The 15,480-nt window shown below is 68.0% G+C and carries 18 protein-coding genes, 1 other RNA gene and 1 riboswitch; of the genes, 10 read left to right on the top strand and 9 right to left on the bottom strand.

All coding sequences use genetic code 11. The features are described from left to right. Window positions 1-36 precede the first annotated feature (36 nt). From AC1DGI_RS05290 to ssrA, 9 genes are all read left to right on the top strand, one after another. Window positions 37-450: a TadE family protein gene (locus tag AC1DGI_RS05290; RefSeq protein WP_441401056.1), complete on the top strand. Its 414-nt coding sequence runs from the start codon at window positions 37-39 to the stop codon at window positions 448-450. Beyond that, window positions 431-931, top strand: a complete 501-nt coding sequence (locus AC1DGI_RS05285; RefSeq protein WP_476898014.1) for a hypothetical protein — start codon at window positions 431-433, stop codon at window positions 929-931. Before AC1DGI_RS05290 ends, AC1DGI_RS05285 begins: the two co-directional genes overlap by 20 nt. Before the next feature lie 68 nt (window positions 932-999). Continuing rightward, window positions 1,000-1,410 (top strand): pilus assembly protein TadG-related protein, encoded by a 411-nt coding sequence (locus AC1DGI_RS05280; protein ID WP_476898013.1) that lies wholly within the window; start codon window positions 1,000-1,002, stop codon window positions 1,408-1,410. A gap of 78 nt (window positions 1,411-1,488) precedes the next feature. Then, window positions 1,489-2,604: a peptide chain release factor 2 gene (gene prfB / locus AC1DGI_RS05275; RefSeq protein WP_476898012.1), complete on the top strand. Its 1,116-nt coding sequence runs from the start codon at window positions 1,489-1,491 to the stop codon at window positions 2,602-2,604. 158 nt (window positions 2,605-2,762) lie between these two features. Then, on the top strand, window positions 2,763-3,506 hold the full coding sequence (ftsE, locus tag AC1DGI_RS05270; RefSeq protein ID WP_441402574.1) for a cell division ATP-binding protein FtsE: 744 nt from the start codon (window positions 2,763-2,765) through the stop codon (window positions 3,504-3,506). Continuing rightward, window positions 3,503-4,417 (top strand): permease-like cell division protein FtsX, encoded by a 915-nt coding sequence (ftsX, locus tag AC1DGI_RS05265; protein WP_476898011.1) that lies wholly within the window; start codon window positions 3,503-3,505, stop codon window positions 4,415-4,417. The genes ftsE and ftsX overlap by 4 nt, the downstream gene beginning before the upstream one ends. A 25-nt stretch (window positions 4,418-4,442) precedes the next feature. After that, on the top strand, window positions 4,443-5,849 hold the full coding sequence (locus AC1DGI_RS05260; RefSeq protein WP_476898010.1) for a peptidoglycan DD-metalloendopeptidase family protein: 1,407 nt from the start codon (window positions 4,443-4,445) through the stop codon (window positions 5,847-5,849). Between the two features lie 62 nt (window positions 5,850-5,911). Continuing rightward, window positions 5,912-6,382, top strand: coding sequence for an SsrA-binding protein SmpB (gene smpB / locus AC1DGI_RS05255; RefSeq protein ID WP_056738075.1), 471 nt, complete (start codon window positions 5,912-5,914; stop codon window positions 6,380-6,382). A gap of 116 nt (window positions 6,383-6,498) precedes the next feature. After that, window positions 6,499-6,867: a transfer-messenger RNA gene (gene ssrA, locus AC1DGI_RS05250) on the top strand. A gap of 128 nt (window positions 6,868-6,995) precedes the next feature. Here ssrA and AC1DGI_RS05245 read toward each other — a convergent pair. Together AC1DGI_RS05245 and AC1DGI_RS05240 are read right to left on the bottom strand one after the other, a co-directional pair. After that, on the bottom strand, window positions 6,996-7,130 hold the full coding sequence (locus AC1DGI_RS05245) for a hypothetical protein (RefSeq protein WP_441400484.1): 135 nt from the start codon (window positions 7,128-7,130) through the stop codon (window positions 6,996-6,998). Between the two features lie 50 nt (window positions 7,131-7,180). Beyond that, on the bottom strand, window positions 7,181-7,552 hold the full coding sequence (locus AC1DGI_RS05240) for a hypothetical protein (protein ID WP_476898203.1): 372 nt from the start codon (window positions 7,550-7,552) through the stop codon (window positions 7,181-7,183). 181 nt (window positions 7,553-7,733) lie between these two features. Here AC1DGI_RS05240 and AC1DGI_RS05235 point away from each other — a divergent pair, with 181 nt between their 5' ends. Next, window positions 7,734-9,152, top strand: coding sequence for an MFS transporter (locus tag AC1DGI_RS05235; protein ID WP_476898009.1), 1,419 nt, complete (start codon window positions 7,734-7,736; stop codon window positions 9,150-9,152). A 27-nt stretch (window positions 9,153-9,179) separates the two neighbouring features. On the opposite strand, the gene AC1DGI_RS05230 is transcribed toward AC1DGI_RS05235, so the two are convergent. The 7 genes from AC1DGI_RS05230 to hisN all read right to left on the bottom strand — a co-directional run bounded on the left by AC1DGI_RS05230 (window position 9,180) and on the right by hisN (window position 15,460). Further along, window positions 9,180-9,551, bottom strand: a complete 372-nt coding sequence (locus tag AC1DGI_RS05230) for a fluoride efflux transporter FluC (RefSeq protein ID WP_441400487.1) — start codon at window positions 9,549-9,551, stop codon at window positions 9,180-9,182. Then, entirely contained in the window at window positions 9,548-10,006 is a 459-nt protein-coding gene (locus AC1DGI_RS05225) for a fluoride efflux transporter FluC (protein WP_441400489.1), read from the bottom strand. Before AC1DGI_RS05225 ends, AC1DGI_RS05230 begins: the two co-directional genes overlap by 4 nt. Further along, the gene (locus AC1DGI_RS05220) at window positions 10,007-10,720 is read right to left on the bottom strand and encodes a metal-dependent transcriptional regulator (protein ID WP_441400491.1); all 714 of its coding nucleotides are present in this window, start codon (window positions 10,718-10,720) and stop codon (window positions 10,007-10,009) included. A 10-nt stretch (window positions 10,721-10,730) separates the two neighbouring features. Continuing rightward, complete coding sequence (locus tag AC1DGI_RS05215; protein ID WP_476898008.1) at window positions 10,731-12,026, bottom strand: Nramp family divalent metal transporter; 1,296 nt, start codon at window positions 12,024-12,026, stop codon at window positions 10,731-10,733. A 97-nt stretch (window positions 12,027-12,123) separates the two neighbouring features. Further along, complete coding sequence (locus tag AC1DGI_RS05210) at window positions 12,124-12,882, bottom strand: class I SAM-dependent methyltransferase (protein ID WP_441400503.1); 759 nt, start codon at window positions 12,880-12,882, stop codon at window positions 12,124-12,126. Between the two features lie 95 nt (window positions 12,883-12,977). Further along, window positions 12,978-14,396, bottom strand: a complete 1,419-nt coding sequence (locus tag AC1DGI_RS05205) for an aminotransferase class V-fold PLP-dependent enzyme (RefSeq protein ID WP_476898007.1) — start codon at window positions 14,394-14,396, stop codon at window positions 12,978-12,980. A gap of 34 nt (window positions 14,397-14,430) precedes the next feature. Beyond that, a riboswitch (SAM riboswitch) is annotated at window positions 14,431-14,544 on the bottom strand. Window positions 14,545-14,647: 103 nt separating this feature from the next. Beyond that, window positions 14,648-15,460 carry a histidinol-phosphatase gene (hisN, locus tag AC1DGI_RS05200; protein ID WP_441400497.1) on the bottom strand — a complete coding sequence of 271 codons (813 nt, stop codon included), beginning with the start codon at window positions 15,458-15,460 and terminating at the stop codon, window positions 14,648-14,650. Window positions 15,461-15,480: the final 20 nt, after the last annotated feature.

Below are 15,480 nucleotides of genomic sequence, written 5' to 3'. Positions count from 1 at the left end.
GCCGGACCCGTCGTGGAAGTTGCGGCCTGCCCGGACTTGGAGCGTGCGGACGGGCCTGATCCGGGTGCGCCCGTAGTCCCCGGCCGGGAATACGGCTCCGCGGTGGTGGACTTCGTCCTGGTCGGCGCCCTGCTTACGCTTTTCTTCCTGGCCGTTGTCCAGCTCGCCCTCGTCCTGCACGTCCGCAACACGCTGATTGACGCCGCCGCCTCCGGCGCCCGGTACGGCACGCTGGCCGACCGCGGTGCCGCCGACGCCAAAGAGCGCACCACGCAGCTGATCGGCGTCGCCCTCACCGCGGAGTTCGCCCGGGACGTCAGCACCACTGAGACGACCTACCGGGGCATCCGCACCCTCGAGGTGACGGTCCGCGCCCCGCTGCCGGTCATCGGACTGATCGGCCCGCGCGAAATGCTGGAGGTGAAGGGCCATGCCGCCATCCAACCCTAGATCCAGCCCAGGCGCCGCCCACGGCGCCCACGGCGTCCACGACCATGACGCCGGCCCAATCGGAGACGACGCCGAACGGGGGAGTGCCGTCGTCGAATTCACCTTCCTTTCACTCCTCCTGATGGTGCCGGTGGTCTACTTCATCATCACGGTCGGCCAGCTCCAGGGCGGTTCGTTCGCGGTGGTCGGCGCTGCGGAGCAGGCCGCCAAGGTCTACGTCGCCCAGCCCGACGCGGCCAGCGGCCGGGCCGCCGCCGAACAGGCCGTGCAACTGGCGCTCGCCGACCACGGGCATCCGGCGGAGAATGCCAGCCTGGAGACCAGCTGTGATCCCGCCGACTGTTCCGCGGCCGGGACCGCCGTGACCGTCACCGTGCACCTCACGGTGCCGCTGCCGTTCGTGCCCTTCGGCGACGCGCTGCGGCTCGACGCCGGACACCTCAGGGCCAGCGCCACCCAGATCGTCGGGCGGTTCCGATGACCGCGGGACCACCCGGTTACAAAAGTACCCGCCAACGCCGCAGTCGCCGTTCTGAGGACGGCCAACTGATGGTGCTGATCATCGGCTACGTACTGCTGGCCCTGCTGATCACCACGGTGGTCACGGCCGCGTCCAGCGTGTACATCGAACACAAGAAGCTGCTGTCGCTCGCCGACGGCGCCTCGGTGGCCGCTGCGGACAGCTTCACCCTGGGTCAATTGGAGAGCGCCTCCGGCCGCCCCACCGCCGTCCTCAGCGCCGGCAGGGTGCGCAGCACCGCGGCGGACTACCTGAACCGCGACGGCGCGTTCGCCCGGTTCAGCGCCCTCTCCGTCGCCCCGGCGACGGGCAGCCCGGACGGTTCCACCGCCGTCGTCGTGCTCAGCGCCGCCGTCCACCCGCCGATCGTCAGCTTCCTGGTCCCGGACGGCATCCGGATCGAGGCGACGTCGACGGCGCGGTCCCGGCTCACACGCTGACCGGGCCCGCTCCGCCCCCGCACTCCGAATACCCGCGCTCCTGGTGGCCCGCCGCGGATAGCGTAGGCTTGAAAAACCATGGCAAACATTGATTTTCCCGCAGAAATCCGCGCGCTGCGCTCCACCTACACCTCGATCGAGAACGTTTCCAACGTCGAGGCGCTGAAGGAAGACATCGCCGAATTGAGCGAACGCGCGGGTGAGCCGAACCTCTGGGACGACCCCGCGGCCGCGCAGGTCATCACCTCAAAGCTCTCGCACAAGCAGTCCGAACTGGAACGGCTGAACAGGCTGGCCGCCCGGATCGACGACCTGGAAGTCCTCGTGGAACTGGGCCAGGACGAAGACGATGCCGCCTCCATGGGGGAAGCCGCGACGGAGCTGGAATCGATCCGCAAGGCGCTGACCGACCTCGAGGTGGTCACCCTGCTCTCCGGCGAATTCGACGAGCGCGAAGCCGTGGTAACCATCCGGGCCGGCGCCGGCGGTGTCGACGCGGCAGACTTCGCCGAGATGCTGCTGCGGATGTACCTGCGCTGGGCCGAACGCCACGGCTACCCGACCACCATCATGGACACCTCGTACGCCGAAGAGGCCGGGCTGAAGTCCGCCACCTTCGAGGTCAAGGCCCCCTACGCCTTCGGCACGCTCAGCGTCGAGGCCGGCACTCACCGGCTGGTGCGGATCAGCCCGTTCGACAACCAGGGCCGCCGCCAGACCTCGTTCGCCGCCGTCGAGGTCATCCCCCTGATCGAGCAGACCGATTCCATCGACATCCCGGACAATGAAATCCGTGTCGACGTCTTCCGCTCCTCCGGCCCGGGCGGTCAGTCGGTCAACACGACAGACTCCGCCGTGCGCCTGACCCACATCCCCACCGGCACCGTGGTGTCCATGCAGAACGAGAAGTCGCAGTTGCAAAACCGTGCGTCCGCCTTGCGCGTGCTGCAGTCCCGGCTCCTGCTGCTGAAGAAGGAGCAGGAAGACGCCGAGAAGAAGGCGTTCGCCGGCGACGTCAAGGCGTCCTGGGGCGACCAGATGCGTTCCTACGTGCTCAACCCGTACCAGATGGTCAAGGACCTCCGCACCGAACACGAGGTCGGCAACACGTCGGCGGTGTTCGACGGCGAAATCGACGACTTCATTGACGCCGGCATCCGCTGGCGGACCGACAACCGAAACGCCGAGAAGTAACGGCCCAATCCCGCGACACACCCCCGGGTTCCTGCGCCGGCGTTGTTACCCGTGCGTATAGTCGAGAGGCCGGTGCTCTACTTCCCCCAAAAGAAAGCCCGCGCCCCGGCGGCAGAACTGGTCTGAAAAATGCCCGGCCCTGCAGGGCACTTAGGGCCATGATCCGTTTCGAAAATGTCACCAAGGTCTACGACCAGAAGGCGCGGCCGGCGCTGGATTCGATCAACCTGGAAATCGACCGGGGCGAGTTCGCCTTTCTCGTGGGTGCGTCCGGCTCCGGCAAATCGACCTTCCTGCGCCTCGTGCTGAAGGAAGACCGGGCCTCCTCGGGCACCGTCTATGTCGCCGGCCAGAACGTGGCCAAGATTTCCAGCTGGCGGGTGCCGCGGCTGCGCCGGGGGATCGGCGTCGTCTTCCAGGACTTCCGCCTGCTGCCCCAGAAAACGGTGTTCGCCAACGTCGCCTTCGCCATGCAGGTCATCGGCCGGAGCCGCAGCGTCATCCGCGAGACCGTCCCGGAGGTCCTCAAGACCGTCGGCCTCGAAGGCAAGGAGAACCGGCTGCCGCACGAACTGTCCGGCGGCGAGCAGCAGCGCGTGGCGATCGCCCGCGCCGTCGTCAACCGTCCCGGCATCCTGCTGGCCGACGAGCCCACCGGCAACCTGGACCCGACCACCTCCATGGGCATCATGGGCGTCCTCGACAAGATCAACCAGAACGGCACCACCGTGGTGATGGCCACCCACGACGACGACATCGTCAACGAGATGCGCAAACGCGTGGTGGAGCTCAAGAACGGCGTCGTGATCCGTGACGAGGCCAAGGCCCTGTACACCTCGATGATCCCGGTGGTGGGGCAGTCCCGCCGGCTGCGGGACGCGAGCGGGGAGGGCCAACTGTGAGACTCGCCTTTGTCCTGTCCGAAATCGGCAGCGGCCTGCGCCGCAACGTGTCCATGGTGGTCTCCGTCATCCTGGTCACCTTCGTGTCCCTCACTTTCGTGGGCGCCGCCGGCATGCTGCAGCTGCAGATCAACCAGATGAAGGGGTACTGGTACGACAAGGTCCAGGTGGCCATCTTCCTCTGCAGTGACGGCTCGACGGCGCCCGGCTGCGCCACCGGTCCTGCCACCCCGGAGCAGCAGGACAACCTGCGGAAGCTGTTGCAGTCCCCGTCCGTGGCCCAGTACGTCAACGACTTCCAGTTCGAATCAAAGGACGAGGCGTACAAGCACTTCAAGGAACAGTTCTCCAACTCGCCAATCGTGGACTCGGTCACCCCGGACCAGCTCCCGGCGTCGTTCCGGATCAACCTGAAGGACCCGGAGAAGTACCAGGTGATCAGCGAGAACTTCTCCTCGCAGGCCGGTGTGGAATCCGTCATCGACCAGCGGCAGTTGCTGGAACGGCTCTTCTCCGCGATGAATGCAGCCTCCCTGGTGGCCGTCAGCGTCGCCGGGGTGATGATTGTCTGTGCCATCCTGCTGATCGCCACCACCATCCGGCTCTCCGCCTTCAGCCGCCGCCGGGAAACCGGAATCATGCGCCTGGTGGGCGCGTCCAAGACCGTGATCCAGCTGCCCTTCATTCTGGAAGGCGTGATCGCGGCCGTGATCGGCGCGGCCCTGGCGTCCGGCACCCTTTGGGCCGTGGCGCACTTCTTCCTGGGCCAGGTCCTGTCCCAGCAGTATCCGGACACCGCCTTCATTTCCCCCGCCCAGACGCTGATGCTGGCACCGGCCCTGATCGGCCTGGGCGTCCTCTTGGCAGGGACATCATCACTCCTGACACTCCGCCGCTACCTGAGGGTTTAGCTTTGCGCAACGAAGAGGAATGCTCATGACACCGATGGACCGACGCACCGCCCCGGCACGAAACACGGCGACGGTCCGGCAGGCCGTCCGCCGCAGCCGTCTGATCGGTGCCGCCGTGGTGCTGGTCCTGGCCGCAAACCTGTGCGGTTTTGCCCCGGCGGCTTCGGCCGACACCCTCGAGGACCAGCAGGCGGCCCTTAACGCCGAGGCAGCGCGCGTCCAGCAGTCACTGGAGTTCGTGGATGCGAAGATCGCCAAGGCCGCCGGCGACCTGGTGCTCTACCAGGGGCAGCTTCCGGGCGCCCAGCAGGCGCTGCTTGACGCGCAGGGCCGCGTGGCCGGTGCCGTCAAGGAGGTGGAGGCCCTCGCCGCGCGCGTCGATCTGGCGCAGCAGAACAAAGCCAAGATCACCCAGCAGCTGGAAACCGATCAGCAGAAAATCACCGACACCAAAAAACTGATCGGGCAGATCGCCACCCAGGCCTACAAGTCCGGCGGCGTGCCGTCCAACCTGGCGCTCTTCTTCGGCTCAAACAAGGGCGGCAGCCTGACCGACACCATTGACCTGGCGGACCAGGCACTACGCAGCCAGAACTCCGCGATGGACAAGCTCACCCAGCAGAACGCCACGAACGTGAACTCGCAGGCCCGCCTGCAGGCCGTTGAAGCCGAGATCACGGACCTCAAGGCCAAGGCCGACGCCGCATTGGCCCGCGAGAAGGCGGCCCGCGACGAGGCCGAAAGCAAGAAGGCCCAGGTGGACAAACTCATCGCCGACACCACCCGCCTGAACGGTGAACTCCAGGCCGCCAAGCCGGGCATCCAGAGCCAGCTTGCCCAGGTCAAGGCCCAGCAGGACGCGGTCGCGGCTGAAATCGTCGAACGTGACCGCAAGCTGCGCGAAGCCTGGGAGGCCGAGCAGAAGCGGATCGCCGAGGCGGCCGCCGCGGCGGCGCGTGCCCAGGGGCAGGCCGCCCAGCCGTACGTTCCTGCGCCCCCGGGCCCGGTGTCCGCCTTCGGCCTGCGCAGCCCGTTCAACGGCATTCCGATCACCTCGGGCTTCGGCTGGCGCGCGACGCCGCCGGGCACCATCGATTTCTACGGCCAGGGCGGCTACATGCACACCGGCATCGACTTCGGTGCCCCGTGCGGTACCCCGGTCTACGCTCCGGCCGCCGGCACCGTCTTCTCCGCCGGGTGGGGCAACGACGGCGGCGGCAACCACGTGAAGATCTCCCACGGCGTCGTGCAGGGCAACTCGCTGACCACGATCTTCTACCACAACACCTCGGTGGTGGTCTCGGCGGGCCAGCAGGTCAGTCAGGGCCAGTTGATCGCCTACTCCGGTACCACCGGCAATTCCACCGGCTGCCACTCGCACTTCGAGACGTGGGTCAACGGCAAGGCAGTGGACCCGATGGGTCTGCTCTAAACTTGAGTACTCCGCGCCACCCCGGCCGGAGCCAGCCATCAACAGATCCGAGGAGTTCTACAGTGCCGAAAGAAAGTGGCCGGAAGGTAGTGGCCACCAACCGCAAGGCCCGGCACGACTACCACATCCTGGACACCTACGAAGCGGGCATCGCGCTCATGGGCACCGAAGTGAAGTCCCTGCGCGAAGGCCACGCCTCCATGGTGGACGGCTTCTGCACCTTCTACAACGACGAGTTGTGGATGGAGGGCATCCACATCCCCGAGTACCACCAGGGCAGCTGGACCAACCATGCCGCCCGCCGGCGTCGGAAGCTGCTGCTGCACCGCGAGGAGCTGACCAAGATCTCGCATAAGATCCGCGAATCGGGCTTCACCATCGTGCCGTTGCAGCTCTACTTTGTGGACGGCCGCGCGAAGGTGGAAATCGGCGTCGCCCGCGGCAAGAAGGAATACGACAAGCGCCAGACCCTGCGCGAGCAGCAGGACAAGCGCGAGGCCCTGCGCGTCATGCGCGAGCGGAACCGGGCCTGACGTTCCGCCCTGGCGCCGGGAAGATTTCCGGCAGTCCGTGCGTTATGCTTAGTGATCCGGGAAGGAACCGCAAGGTTCCAGTCCGGCTTGATTGAAAGTGTTTGACAACAAAATACGGGGATGATCGGTTTCGACGATGTTAGTCGCGACAGGTGAAGCGGGCCGAGGATGCAGAATTATCTCGTAAACGCTGTCTGCAAACCAATAAGTGCCGAATCAAAACGCACTGACTTCGCTCTCGCTGCCTAAGCAGTAAGACAGTCCGTCAGCCCGAGGTTGCTATTGCCCCGGATCCTGGCGTCATTTAGATAGCCACTGCTGTTTACCTCCGTCATCGGGGTGAACGGGACTCTTAGATGACTGGGCCCGGATCAGCCACCTGTTCGCAGGATGGCTGGGGCCGAGAAAATCCGACGCGAACTGCGCCCGGAGAAGCCCTGACAACACGACATCGGACGGGGGTTCAATTCCCCCCATCTCCACATACGGAGCCCCGGCAACGAGGCTCCACCCCGTAGCAAAAAGGCCGGAAGCATCAGCTTCCGGCCTTTTTGCTGCGCTCTGCCCGGCGCGCCGGGCGCCGCCCCGCCGGGCACGGCGTCCCGCGGGGCCGTCAGCGCTTCTTGATGTGCGCCACCGGGTCGGTGTGCTCATCCACGATGTGTTTAGCCTTTTTATCGGCCCGTTTTTCCTTGATGGTTTTGATCGGCTTCTTGGTCAGATGCCGGTGCGGCGACTTGTCAGGCATGGCGCGCTCCCTAAAAGATGGGGGCCCGGGATGAGCCCGTGCTTTTAAGGCTACGCCTCGGGTACCGCGACGTCCACGATGCCGACGAAGCGGCTCCCCACACCCTCATATTCACTCCGGACCAGCCCCGCGCCGGGGGTTGGCAGCTCGTATGGGGCGTGGTGGGCGCAGCAGACATGGGTGAATTCCGGCCACCACTTCTTCGGCCTCGCCATTTCGGAGAATCCGCACACGGCGCAGGTCAGCTGGACCCAGACCGGTCGTTTGCCGGTCCGGTTGGCCCTGGACTGGAGGAGCCAGGCCGGCGGAGTGTCCAGCAGTTCGCCAAGTTCGGCGTCGGACAAGCGGGATGGAATACCGTGACGGTGGGCCATTTCCAACGGAATATCAAGGGCCTGGGCAGCTTCACGTCTCGTAACCATCATTCAATTTTACGGGATCCCCGGCGCGGGCCCGGCCGCCGCCGGACCGGTCAGAGCCGGTGCTAGGCTCATTCCAAACCCGGCGCCCCCGCCAGGCAGACAACCAGACGGACAGCCTCCAGGAAAAAACAGGCAGCGGGCCAGGCGGACTGCCGGGTCGGCACTGAGGAAGGCAACAGCCATGCCCCGCACCCCCGCCGCGGCCTTAACCGGCCTCGAGAAGCGCGTGCTGTACGTGGCCATCGTTGCGTCCTTTATCGCCTTCCTGGACGGCTCGGTGGTCAACCTTGCTCTCCCGGCCATTGGGCGTGAACTCGGCGGCGGCTTGGTGGTCCAGCAATGGGTGGTGGACGCTTACCTGCTGACCCTCGGGGCGTTGATCCTCGTGGCCGGCTCCCTCTCCGACCAGTTCGGCCGGGTACGGATCCTGCAATGGGGCCTCGCCGGCTTCACCGCCACCTCCGTGCTCTGCGGCCTCGCCTGGAGCGGCGAGTCGCTCATTGTGGCGCGCGGCCTGCAGGGGGTAGCCGGCGCCCTGTTGGTACCCAGTTCGCTGGCCCTGATCGTCACGGTGTTCAGCGGCCCGGCCCAGTCCGCGGCGATCGGCAAGTGGTCCGCGTGGACTTCCGGAGCCATCATCGCAGCCCCGCTCCTCGGCGGTATCTCCGTGGACGTCTTCACCTGGCGGCTGATCTTCTTCCTCAACATCATTCCGGCCGTAGCGGTGTGGCCGGCGCTCCGCCGGCTGCGCACCCAGGACCTGGAACGCGCACCCGGCAGCACCATCGACGTCACCGGCACGATCCTGGCGATCATCGGCCTGGGCGGGATCGTGTACGCGTTCATCGAGCGCGGCGCGCTTGGCTGGGGCTCACCCCAGGTCTGGGTGCCGCTGGTCTTCGGCGTGGCCGGCCTGGCCGGTTTCCTGCTGCATGAGCGGCGCACCCCGGCGCCGATGATGCCGCTGCGGCTCTTCGCCATCCGCAACTTCGGCTGGGGCAACATCGCCACCGCGGTCATCTACGGGGCGCTGAACCTCGGCTTCTTCGTCCTGGGCCTCTTCCTGCAGCAGGTCGCCCATCTGGGTGCGACCGCCGCGGGCTTCGCCCTGCTGCCTTCGACCCTGATCCTGCTCCTGCTGTCCGCACGGGCCGGCGCCCTGTCCGGCCGCTTCGGTCCGCGCTGGTTCATGACGGCGGGGCCGCTGCTGTGCGCGGCGGGCTTCCTCATGCTGTTGGGCATCGGTCTGCCGCTGCAATACTTCGCCCAGGTGTTCCCCGGGCTGGTGGTCTTCGGCGTCGGATTAGCCGTGACCGTGGCGCCGCTGACCGCGGCGATCCTGGGCGCCGTGCATCCGGAAGAGGCGGGGATCGGGTCGGCCGTGAACAACGCCGTCTCCCGCATCGCGGGGCTCGTGACCATCGCCTTCGCCGGGCTCATCACCGGACCGGTGATCACGACGTCGGGCCTGCACGCCACCGCGGCAGTCACCGCCGCGCTGTTCATCGCCGGCGCCGTCGCGTCGGCCGTCGGGATCCGCAACCCGCCCCGGGAAACCGGGCGAACCGGAGCCGGGGGAGCGGACCCCGCAGCCCCCTGACCGGCCGGTCACGCCGGATCGGCCGGCTTACCCGACCAGGACGACGCCGAAGGCAGCGGCGGCGAGGCCCGCCGCCAGGTTGACGCCCAGGTTGAGCGCCGCGGCACGATATCTCGCTTCGCCGATGAGCCTCACGGTGGCCGTGGTCCAGGAGCTGAAGGTGGTCAGGCCACCGGCCAGGCCGCTCGCGACGGCGGCTTGCCATTCCGGCCCGGCGCCGAGGTGCGGTGTGATCCCAAGGGACAAGCCGATGATGAAAGAGCCCGTGACATTGACGGTCAGGGTGGCCCAGGGCCAGTGCGGATGCGGACCGTGCCGGTGTGCGAACCAGGAATCCACCGCAAACCGCAGCAATGCGCCGGCCACCCCGAAAATCCCTACCAGCAGCGCCGTGATCACCGCGCGCCGCCTCGAACGCCGGCCAGTGCGCCGGCCAGGGTCTTGCCTGACTTCCAGCCGGCTGCCGCCGCGCCGAGTCCCATTACCAGCGACAGCGCCAGATAGGCGAGCCAGACGGCGTGGAAGCCGTCCCGGATCTGCTGGTCCAGCGAGAGGGCCAGCGCCGAAAACGTGGTGAAGGAGCCGAGCAGCCCGGGCCCGAGGCCGGCCCGGAGCCAGAAAGCAGTCCCCGGCCGGGCGATCCAGAAGGTGGTCAGGGCGGCCAGCACGAAGCTGCCGGCCACGTTGATCGCCAGCGTGGTCCACGGCACGGTCCCTGCCGATTCAGGGAAGGCCAGACCCGCGCCGTACCGCAGCTCCGTGCCGACCAGGCCGCCCACGGCCACTGCCGCCCACGCCCGCCAGCCCGGAACGCCGGACACCGCGGCGGGGCTTAGCCCAGGCGGTGTTCTCATTCAGTGCCCCGTGACACGGCAGCCGGGGTGGGGGACGTCGCTGTGCACCCAGAGCGCGGCGGCAACCTCGTCGGCGAGGTCAACGTCGCGCAGTTCCCGGCGGTTGCCGACGCGGACGATCAGCGGGCCGCCGAACGGTTTGCGGCCCCTCACCTCGACTTCGGCGTCCAGGTCGATCCGTTCGGCGGCGAGGTAGCGCAGCAACTCCGGATTTTCGTCGCTGATCCGGGTGATCCGGCCGGTGTGGCCGTCGTCGAGTTCACTCATCCGGTAGGCCGGCGGCATCAGCACCGAGCCGTCCGCGGCGGGAATCGGATCGCCGTGCGGGTCCCGGACCGGGTTCCCCAGCTTCGCCGCCATCCGCTCGATGAAGGTCTCAGAGACGGCGTGTTCAAGGAGTTCGGCCTCGTCATGGACCTCGTCCCAGCGGTAACCGAGTTCCTGAACGAGGAAGGTCTCGATCAGCCTGTGCCGGCGGACCATCGAGAGCGCCAGCCGGACGCCGTCGTCGGTCAAGGTGACGGAGCTGTACGGCTTGTGGTCCACCAGGCCCTGGTCCTTGAGCTTGCGGACCATTTCGGAGACGGATGAATTGGCCACGCCCAGACGCTGGGCCAGCTGCGTGGAGGTGATGGGCTTGTCCTGCCACTCCGTGAAGGAGTAGATGACCTTGACGTAGTCCTCGATCGAGGAGGAGGGCGGACTGGTCTTCACAGCCCCAAGCCTACCGTCCGGCTGCGCCGGAGAACGTGAGCCACAGCAGGACCACGTTCAGTACGACCACGAGGATCACACTGACGATTGCGGCGGTGCGCAGCGCCAGGCCGTCCGCGAACCGTCCCATCAGGGGCTTGCTGCTGGTCAGCACCACGAGCGGGACCAGGACGAACGGGATCCCGAAGCTAAGGACCACCTGGCTGAGGACCAGTCCCATCGTGGGGTCGAAGCCCACGCCGAGCAGGACGACTGCTGGAATCAGGGTGAGCAGCCGGCGCATCAGCAACGGAATCCTGATCTTGAGCAGGCCCTCCATGATGGTGCCGCCGGCGTAGCAGCCCACCGAGGTGGACGCCAGACCGGAGGCGAGCAGGCCGACGGCGAAGACCACGCCGACCACCGGGCCGAGGCTGGCGGTGATGGCGGCGTGCGCGCCCTCGATGGTGGCGGTGCCTGCTTCCCCGGCCAGGGTCGACGCGGCCAGCAGCAGCATGCCGATGTTGACGATGCCCGCGACGGCCAGCGCCACGATGACGTCCCAGCGGGTGGCCTTGACCAGCCGGGCCACGGCGTGGGGCGGGACGTGCAGGTGCGGGTTCGGGCGGTGCCGGTCCCGGGAAAGCGCCGAGTGAACGTAGATGGCGTGCGGCATCACGGTGGCGCCCAGCATGCTCGCGGCCAACAGCACCGTATCGGGTCCCTGGAAGCCGGGCACGAGGCCGGACAGCACGCCTCCCGGGTCGGGCGGCCTGATGACGAGCCCGGCCAGGAACCCGACCGTGATGATGCCCAGCAGGAACATGATGACGAACTCAAAGGGTCGCTGCTGGTTGCGGCCCTGCACAGCGAGCAAGGCCATCGACATGCCGCCGACAATGATCGCTCCGAGGGGGAGCGGCAGTCCGAAGAGCAGATACAGGGCCACCGCGCCGCCCACCACCTCGGCGAGGTCGGTGGCGGCTGCCACGATTTCGGCCTGGACCCAAAAGGCGCGGCGCCAGGCCGGCCTGAGCCGCTCGCCAAGGATCTCCGGAAGGCTCTTGCCGGTGACGATGCCGAGCTTGGCGGACTGGTACTGGACCAGTACGGCCATGACATTGGCGACGACCAGGACCCAGACCAGCAGGTATCCGTACTTTGCCCCGGCGGTGAGGTTGGCGGCCACGTTGCCGGGATCCACGTACGCGATGGCAGCCACGAACGCCGGGCCAAGCAGGCCCACGAGCGCGCGGCGTCGGCCCCGGACCTTGCGGGCAGGCGGCTGCCCTGCGGGCGGGGGTTCGTGTCCGGCGACGTCCAGCACTGCGGGCTCCGATGGAAGTTCCTGCTGCCTACACCTGAAAGTTAGGCTCACCGAAATAATAGCCGCGGCTGAATGATCTCCGCAATGCGGTGCGTACTCAGGCCTTGGCGGCGCGCCAGGTCTGCGTCAGGTAGGGCAGCGGCAGAATCTCGCCGACCCCATGCCCTAGGTGCACGTGGAGGTACCAGTCGAGGTTGCCGAGCACCTTGGCGCGGGTGTCCTCGCCGGCGCGCAGGTAGTAGCTGCGGGACTTGGCCAGTTCCAGGATGTCCTGCGTGCTCACGGGCTCCTCCCAACGGGTCAGGTGGCTCTCCAGTCCGGTGAATTCGGGGCCGAGCGGGGGTTTGAAGTGCGGTTTGTGGACGTCGCCGGCGTGCATGATCCGGGACAGCCGGTGGACCCAGGGGACTGAGGTGTCGAGCTGGTTCCAGATCAGGCCCAGAACCCCGTGCGGGCGCAGGATCCGCGCCACTTCGGTGCTGGCCAGGAGCGGATCGCACCAGTGCCAGGCCTGCGCCACGGTAACTAGGTCGTACGACTGCGCGGCCAGGCCAGTGTGTTCGGCGGTGCCTTCGACGGCGGTGACGCCCGGCAGGGCCCGGCGCAGCTGCTCGAGCATGTCCAGGGACGGATCGACGGCGACCGTGCGCAGCCCCCGTTCAACCAACAGCGCCGTGAACTTTCCGGTGCCGGCCCCCAGATCGACGGCGTCGCGGGCCGCGGCCGGGACCAGCCAGTCGGCCGAGTCCTCCGGGTAGCCGGGCCGGACCCGGTCGTAATGCTCGCCGCCGTCCTGGAAGCTCCGGCCGAGCTCGCGCCGCCGGTCATGGTGCAATTTGGGGCCGCCGCGTGCCACGTGCGCTCTCCTTCGGCAGCTGAAGCTGGATACCTACCGAATTTACCGCACGCAGCAGGCGGCGGTGCCCCAGCTCCCGGTGCCGGCCTGGTGTGCTAGTCGAGGGTGCAGGGGGCGGCGCCGGCCGTGCCCGGCGTGTTGGGTGCCCACTGCGGGTAGCTGCGGGTGTCGTTGGCCGGCACCCAGCGGCCGGCGTCGACGACATAGTCCCAGCCGAGGCCGTTCCGCCGCAGCTCCTGCAGCCCGTCGAGCAGCCGCCGGGCGTCATCGAGCCGGGACCCCAGGCCAAGGCTGGCGCGCAGCGACCCCGCGGGCAGCCCGAGCCGCTTCAGCAGCGGGTGCGCGCAGAACCGGCCGTCGCGCAGGCCGATTCCGTGTTCCGCGGACAGATACGCGGCGACCAGGCCGGCGTCGTAACCGGCGACCGAGAAGTTCACGACGCCGATCGTCCCCGGGCCCGCCGACAGGGCGGTGTCCTCGAAGATGTGGTGCACGCTCACGCCGTCGATCTGTCCCAGCCCCTCGACCAGGAAGGTGCGGATGGCATCTTCATGGGCGTGCCACTGCTGCTCGTCGAGTGCCTCGATCACCTGGCCGGCACGGGCCAGCGCGGCGGCGCCGAGGACGTTCGGGGACCCGGCCTCGTGGCGGGCCGGCCCGGTGGTCCAGCTCACGCTGTCCAACCGGGCGTCCCGCACCGCACCGCCGCCGGCCAGGTGCGGCGTTCCGGCGTCGAGCCAGTCCGGCCGGCCCACCAGTACACCGGCGCCGAACGGGGCGTAGAGCTTGTGGCCGGAGAAGGCAAGGTAGTCGACGTCGTCCGCGGCGATGTTGATGCGGCGGTGCGGGGCCAGCTGGGCGGCGTCGACCGCGATCCGGGCGCCGAATTCGTGCGCGAGGGCAGCCAGCTCACGGATCGGCAGGATTTCGCCGGTGACGTTGGAGGCGCCGGTGACGGCCAGCAGGTTTACCCCGCCCCGGGCGAGTTCCGTCCGGAGCCGCGCCAGGGTGAGGGCCAGCGTGGGGGCCGCCACGACGCTGCGGTGCGGGACGCCCTGCCAGGGCAGCAGGTTGGCGTGGTGCTCGATGTCCAGGTAAAGCACCTCGCCCGTGTGCCGGCCGCCGGCGACAGGCAGGCAGCCGGCCAGCAGGTTCAGCGAGTCGGTCGTGTTCCGGGTGAAGATCACCGAATCGTCCGGACGGCCGCCGACAAAGCCGCGGACGATGTTGCGGGCATTTTCGTACACCGAGGTGCTCAGCTGGGACGCGTACCCCGCGCCCCGGTGGACGCTGGCGTAGTACGGCAGGATTTCGTTCAGGTAGGCGGAAACCACGGAGAGTGCCGGGGCCGAGGCGCCGTAGTCCAGGTTCGCGTAGCGGACCTCGCCGCCCCGGATCAGCGGGGCCAGGATTTCGGCACCGGAGACCGCAGACAGCGGCCGGCGGCCGGCGTCGAAGCGTGTCTCCGAAAGTTCCGGGCCGGCGGGGTGGGTGGGGATGGTGGCAGTCGTCATGGGACCTCGCTCGAAAAGGACCCCGCTGACAGGGGATCCGCGCTTGCCGTGTCCGCTCCGGACCGGCCAGGTCGTCACCCGGGGCACCCCGCCGCGAATGGAGGGTTGCCGGCCAGCAAACCGGGGTTTAGCGCTGGCACTCGTGACCTGTGTCGAGCCTAGGACATGGCCGCCGCACGGAAAAGGATGGCCGCAGTGTGTTGCAGTGTGTTACGCCATCCGGCCGCCGGTCCCGCCCGCGGCACGGTCCCTCAAAGCAGGTCGTCGAGTCCCGGGTTCAGGCGCTTGAGGACCTCCGAGTGCAGGATCGAGTTGGTGGCCAGCGCGTTGCCGCCAAAGGGGCCATCCTCGCCCTCAAGCGAGGTGAAGCGGCCGCCGGCCTCCGTCACGATTGGAACCAGGGCCGCCATGTCGTAGAGGTTGAGTTCGGGCTCGCAGGCGATGTCGACAGCGCCTTCGGCTACGAGGCAGTAGGACCAGAAATCGCCGTAGGCGCGGGTGCGCCAGACTTCCTCGGTCAGGCCGAGGAACTCGTCAAGGTTCCCGCGCTGCTTCCAGCCGCCCAGGCTCGAGTAGGACAGCGACGCGTCCGCGAGCCGGGACACGTTGGAGACCTTCAGCCGGGTGGCGGCCGCCAGCGAGCGGCCCATGTACGCGCCGGCGCCCTTGGCAGCCCACCAGCGCTTGCCCAGCGCCGGTGCGCTGACGACGCCGACCACGGGTTCGCCCTCATCAACGAGGGCGATCAGGGTGGCCCAGACGGGGACGCCGCGGACGAAGTTCTTGGTGCCGTCGATCGGGTCGATGATCCAGCGGCGCGAGCCGTGGCCGGAGCTGCCGAACTCCTCGCCGAGGACGGCGTCACGCGGGCGGGACCGGGACAGCTGGCCGCGGATGGCCTCCTCGGCGGACTTGTCGGCGTCTGTCACCGGGGTGAGGTCCGGCTTCGTCTCGATCCGAAGGTCGAGCGCCTTGAAGCGGCTCATGGTCTGGGAATCCACGGAATCTGCCAGTACATGGGCAAGGCGCAGGTCATCGTTGTAGCTCGAAGCGGGTTGACTCATGGTTCCAAACTACCGTCAAA

The sequence above is a fragment of the Arthrobacter sp. 05N428_2 genome, from assembly GCF_056397065.1.
The sequence above is the reverse complement of the archived record's forward strand: the minus strand, read 5'-3'. Positions and strand labels throughout refer to the sequence as shown.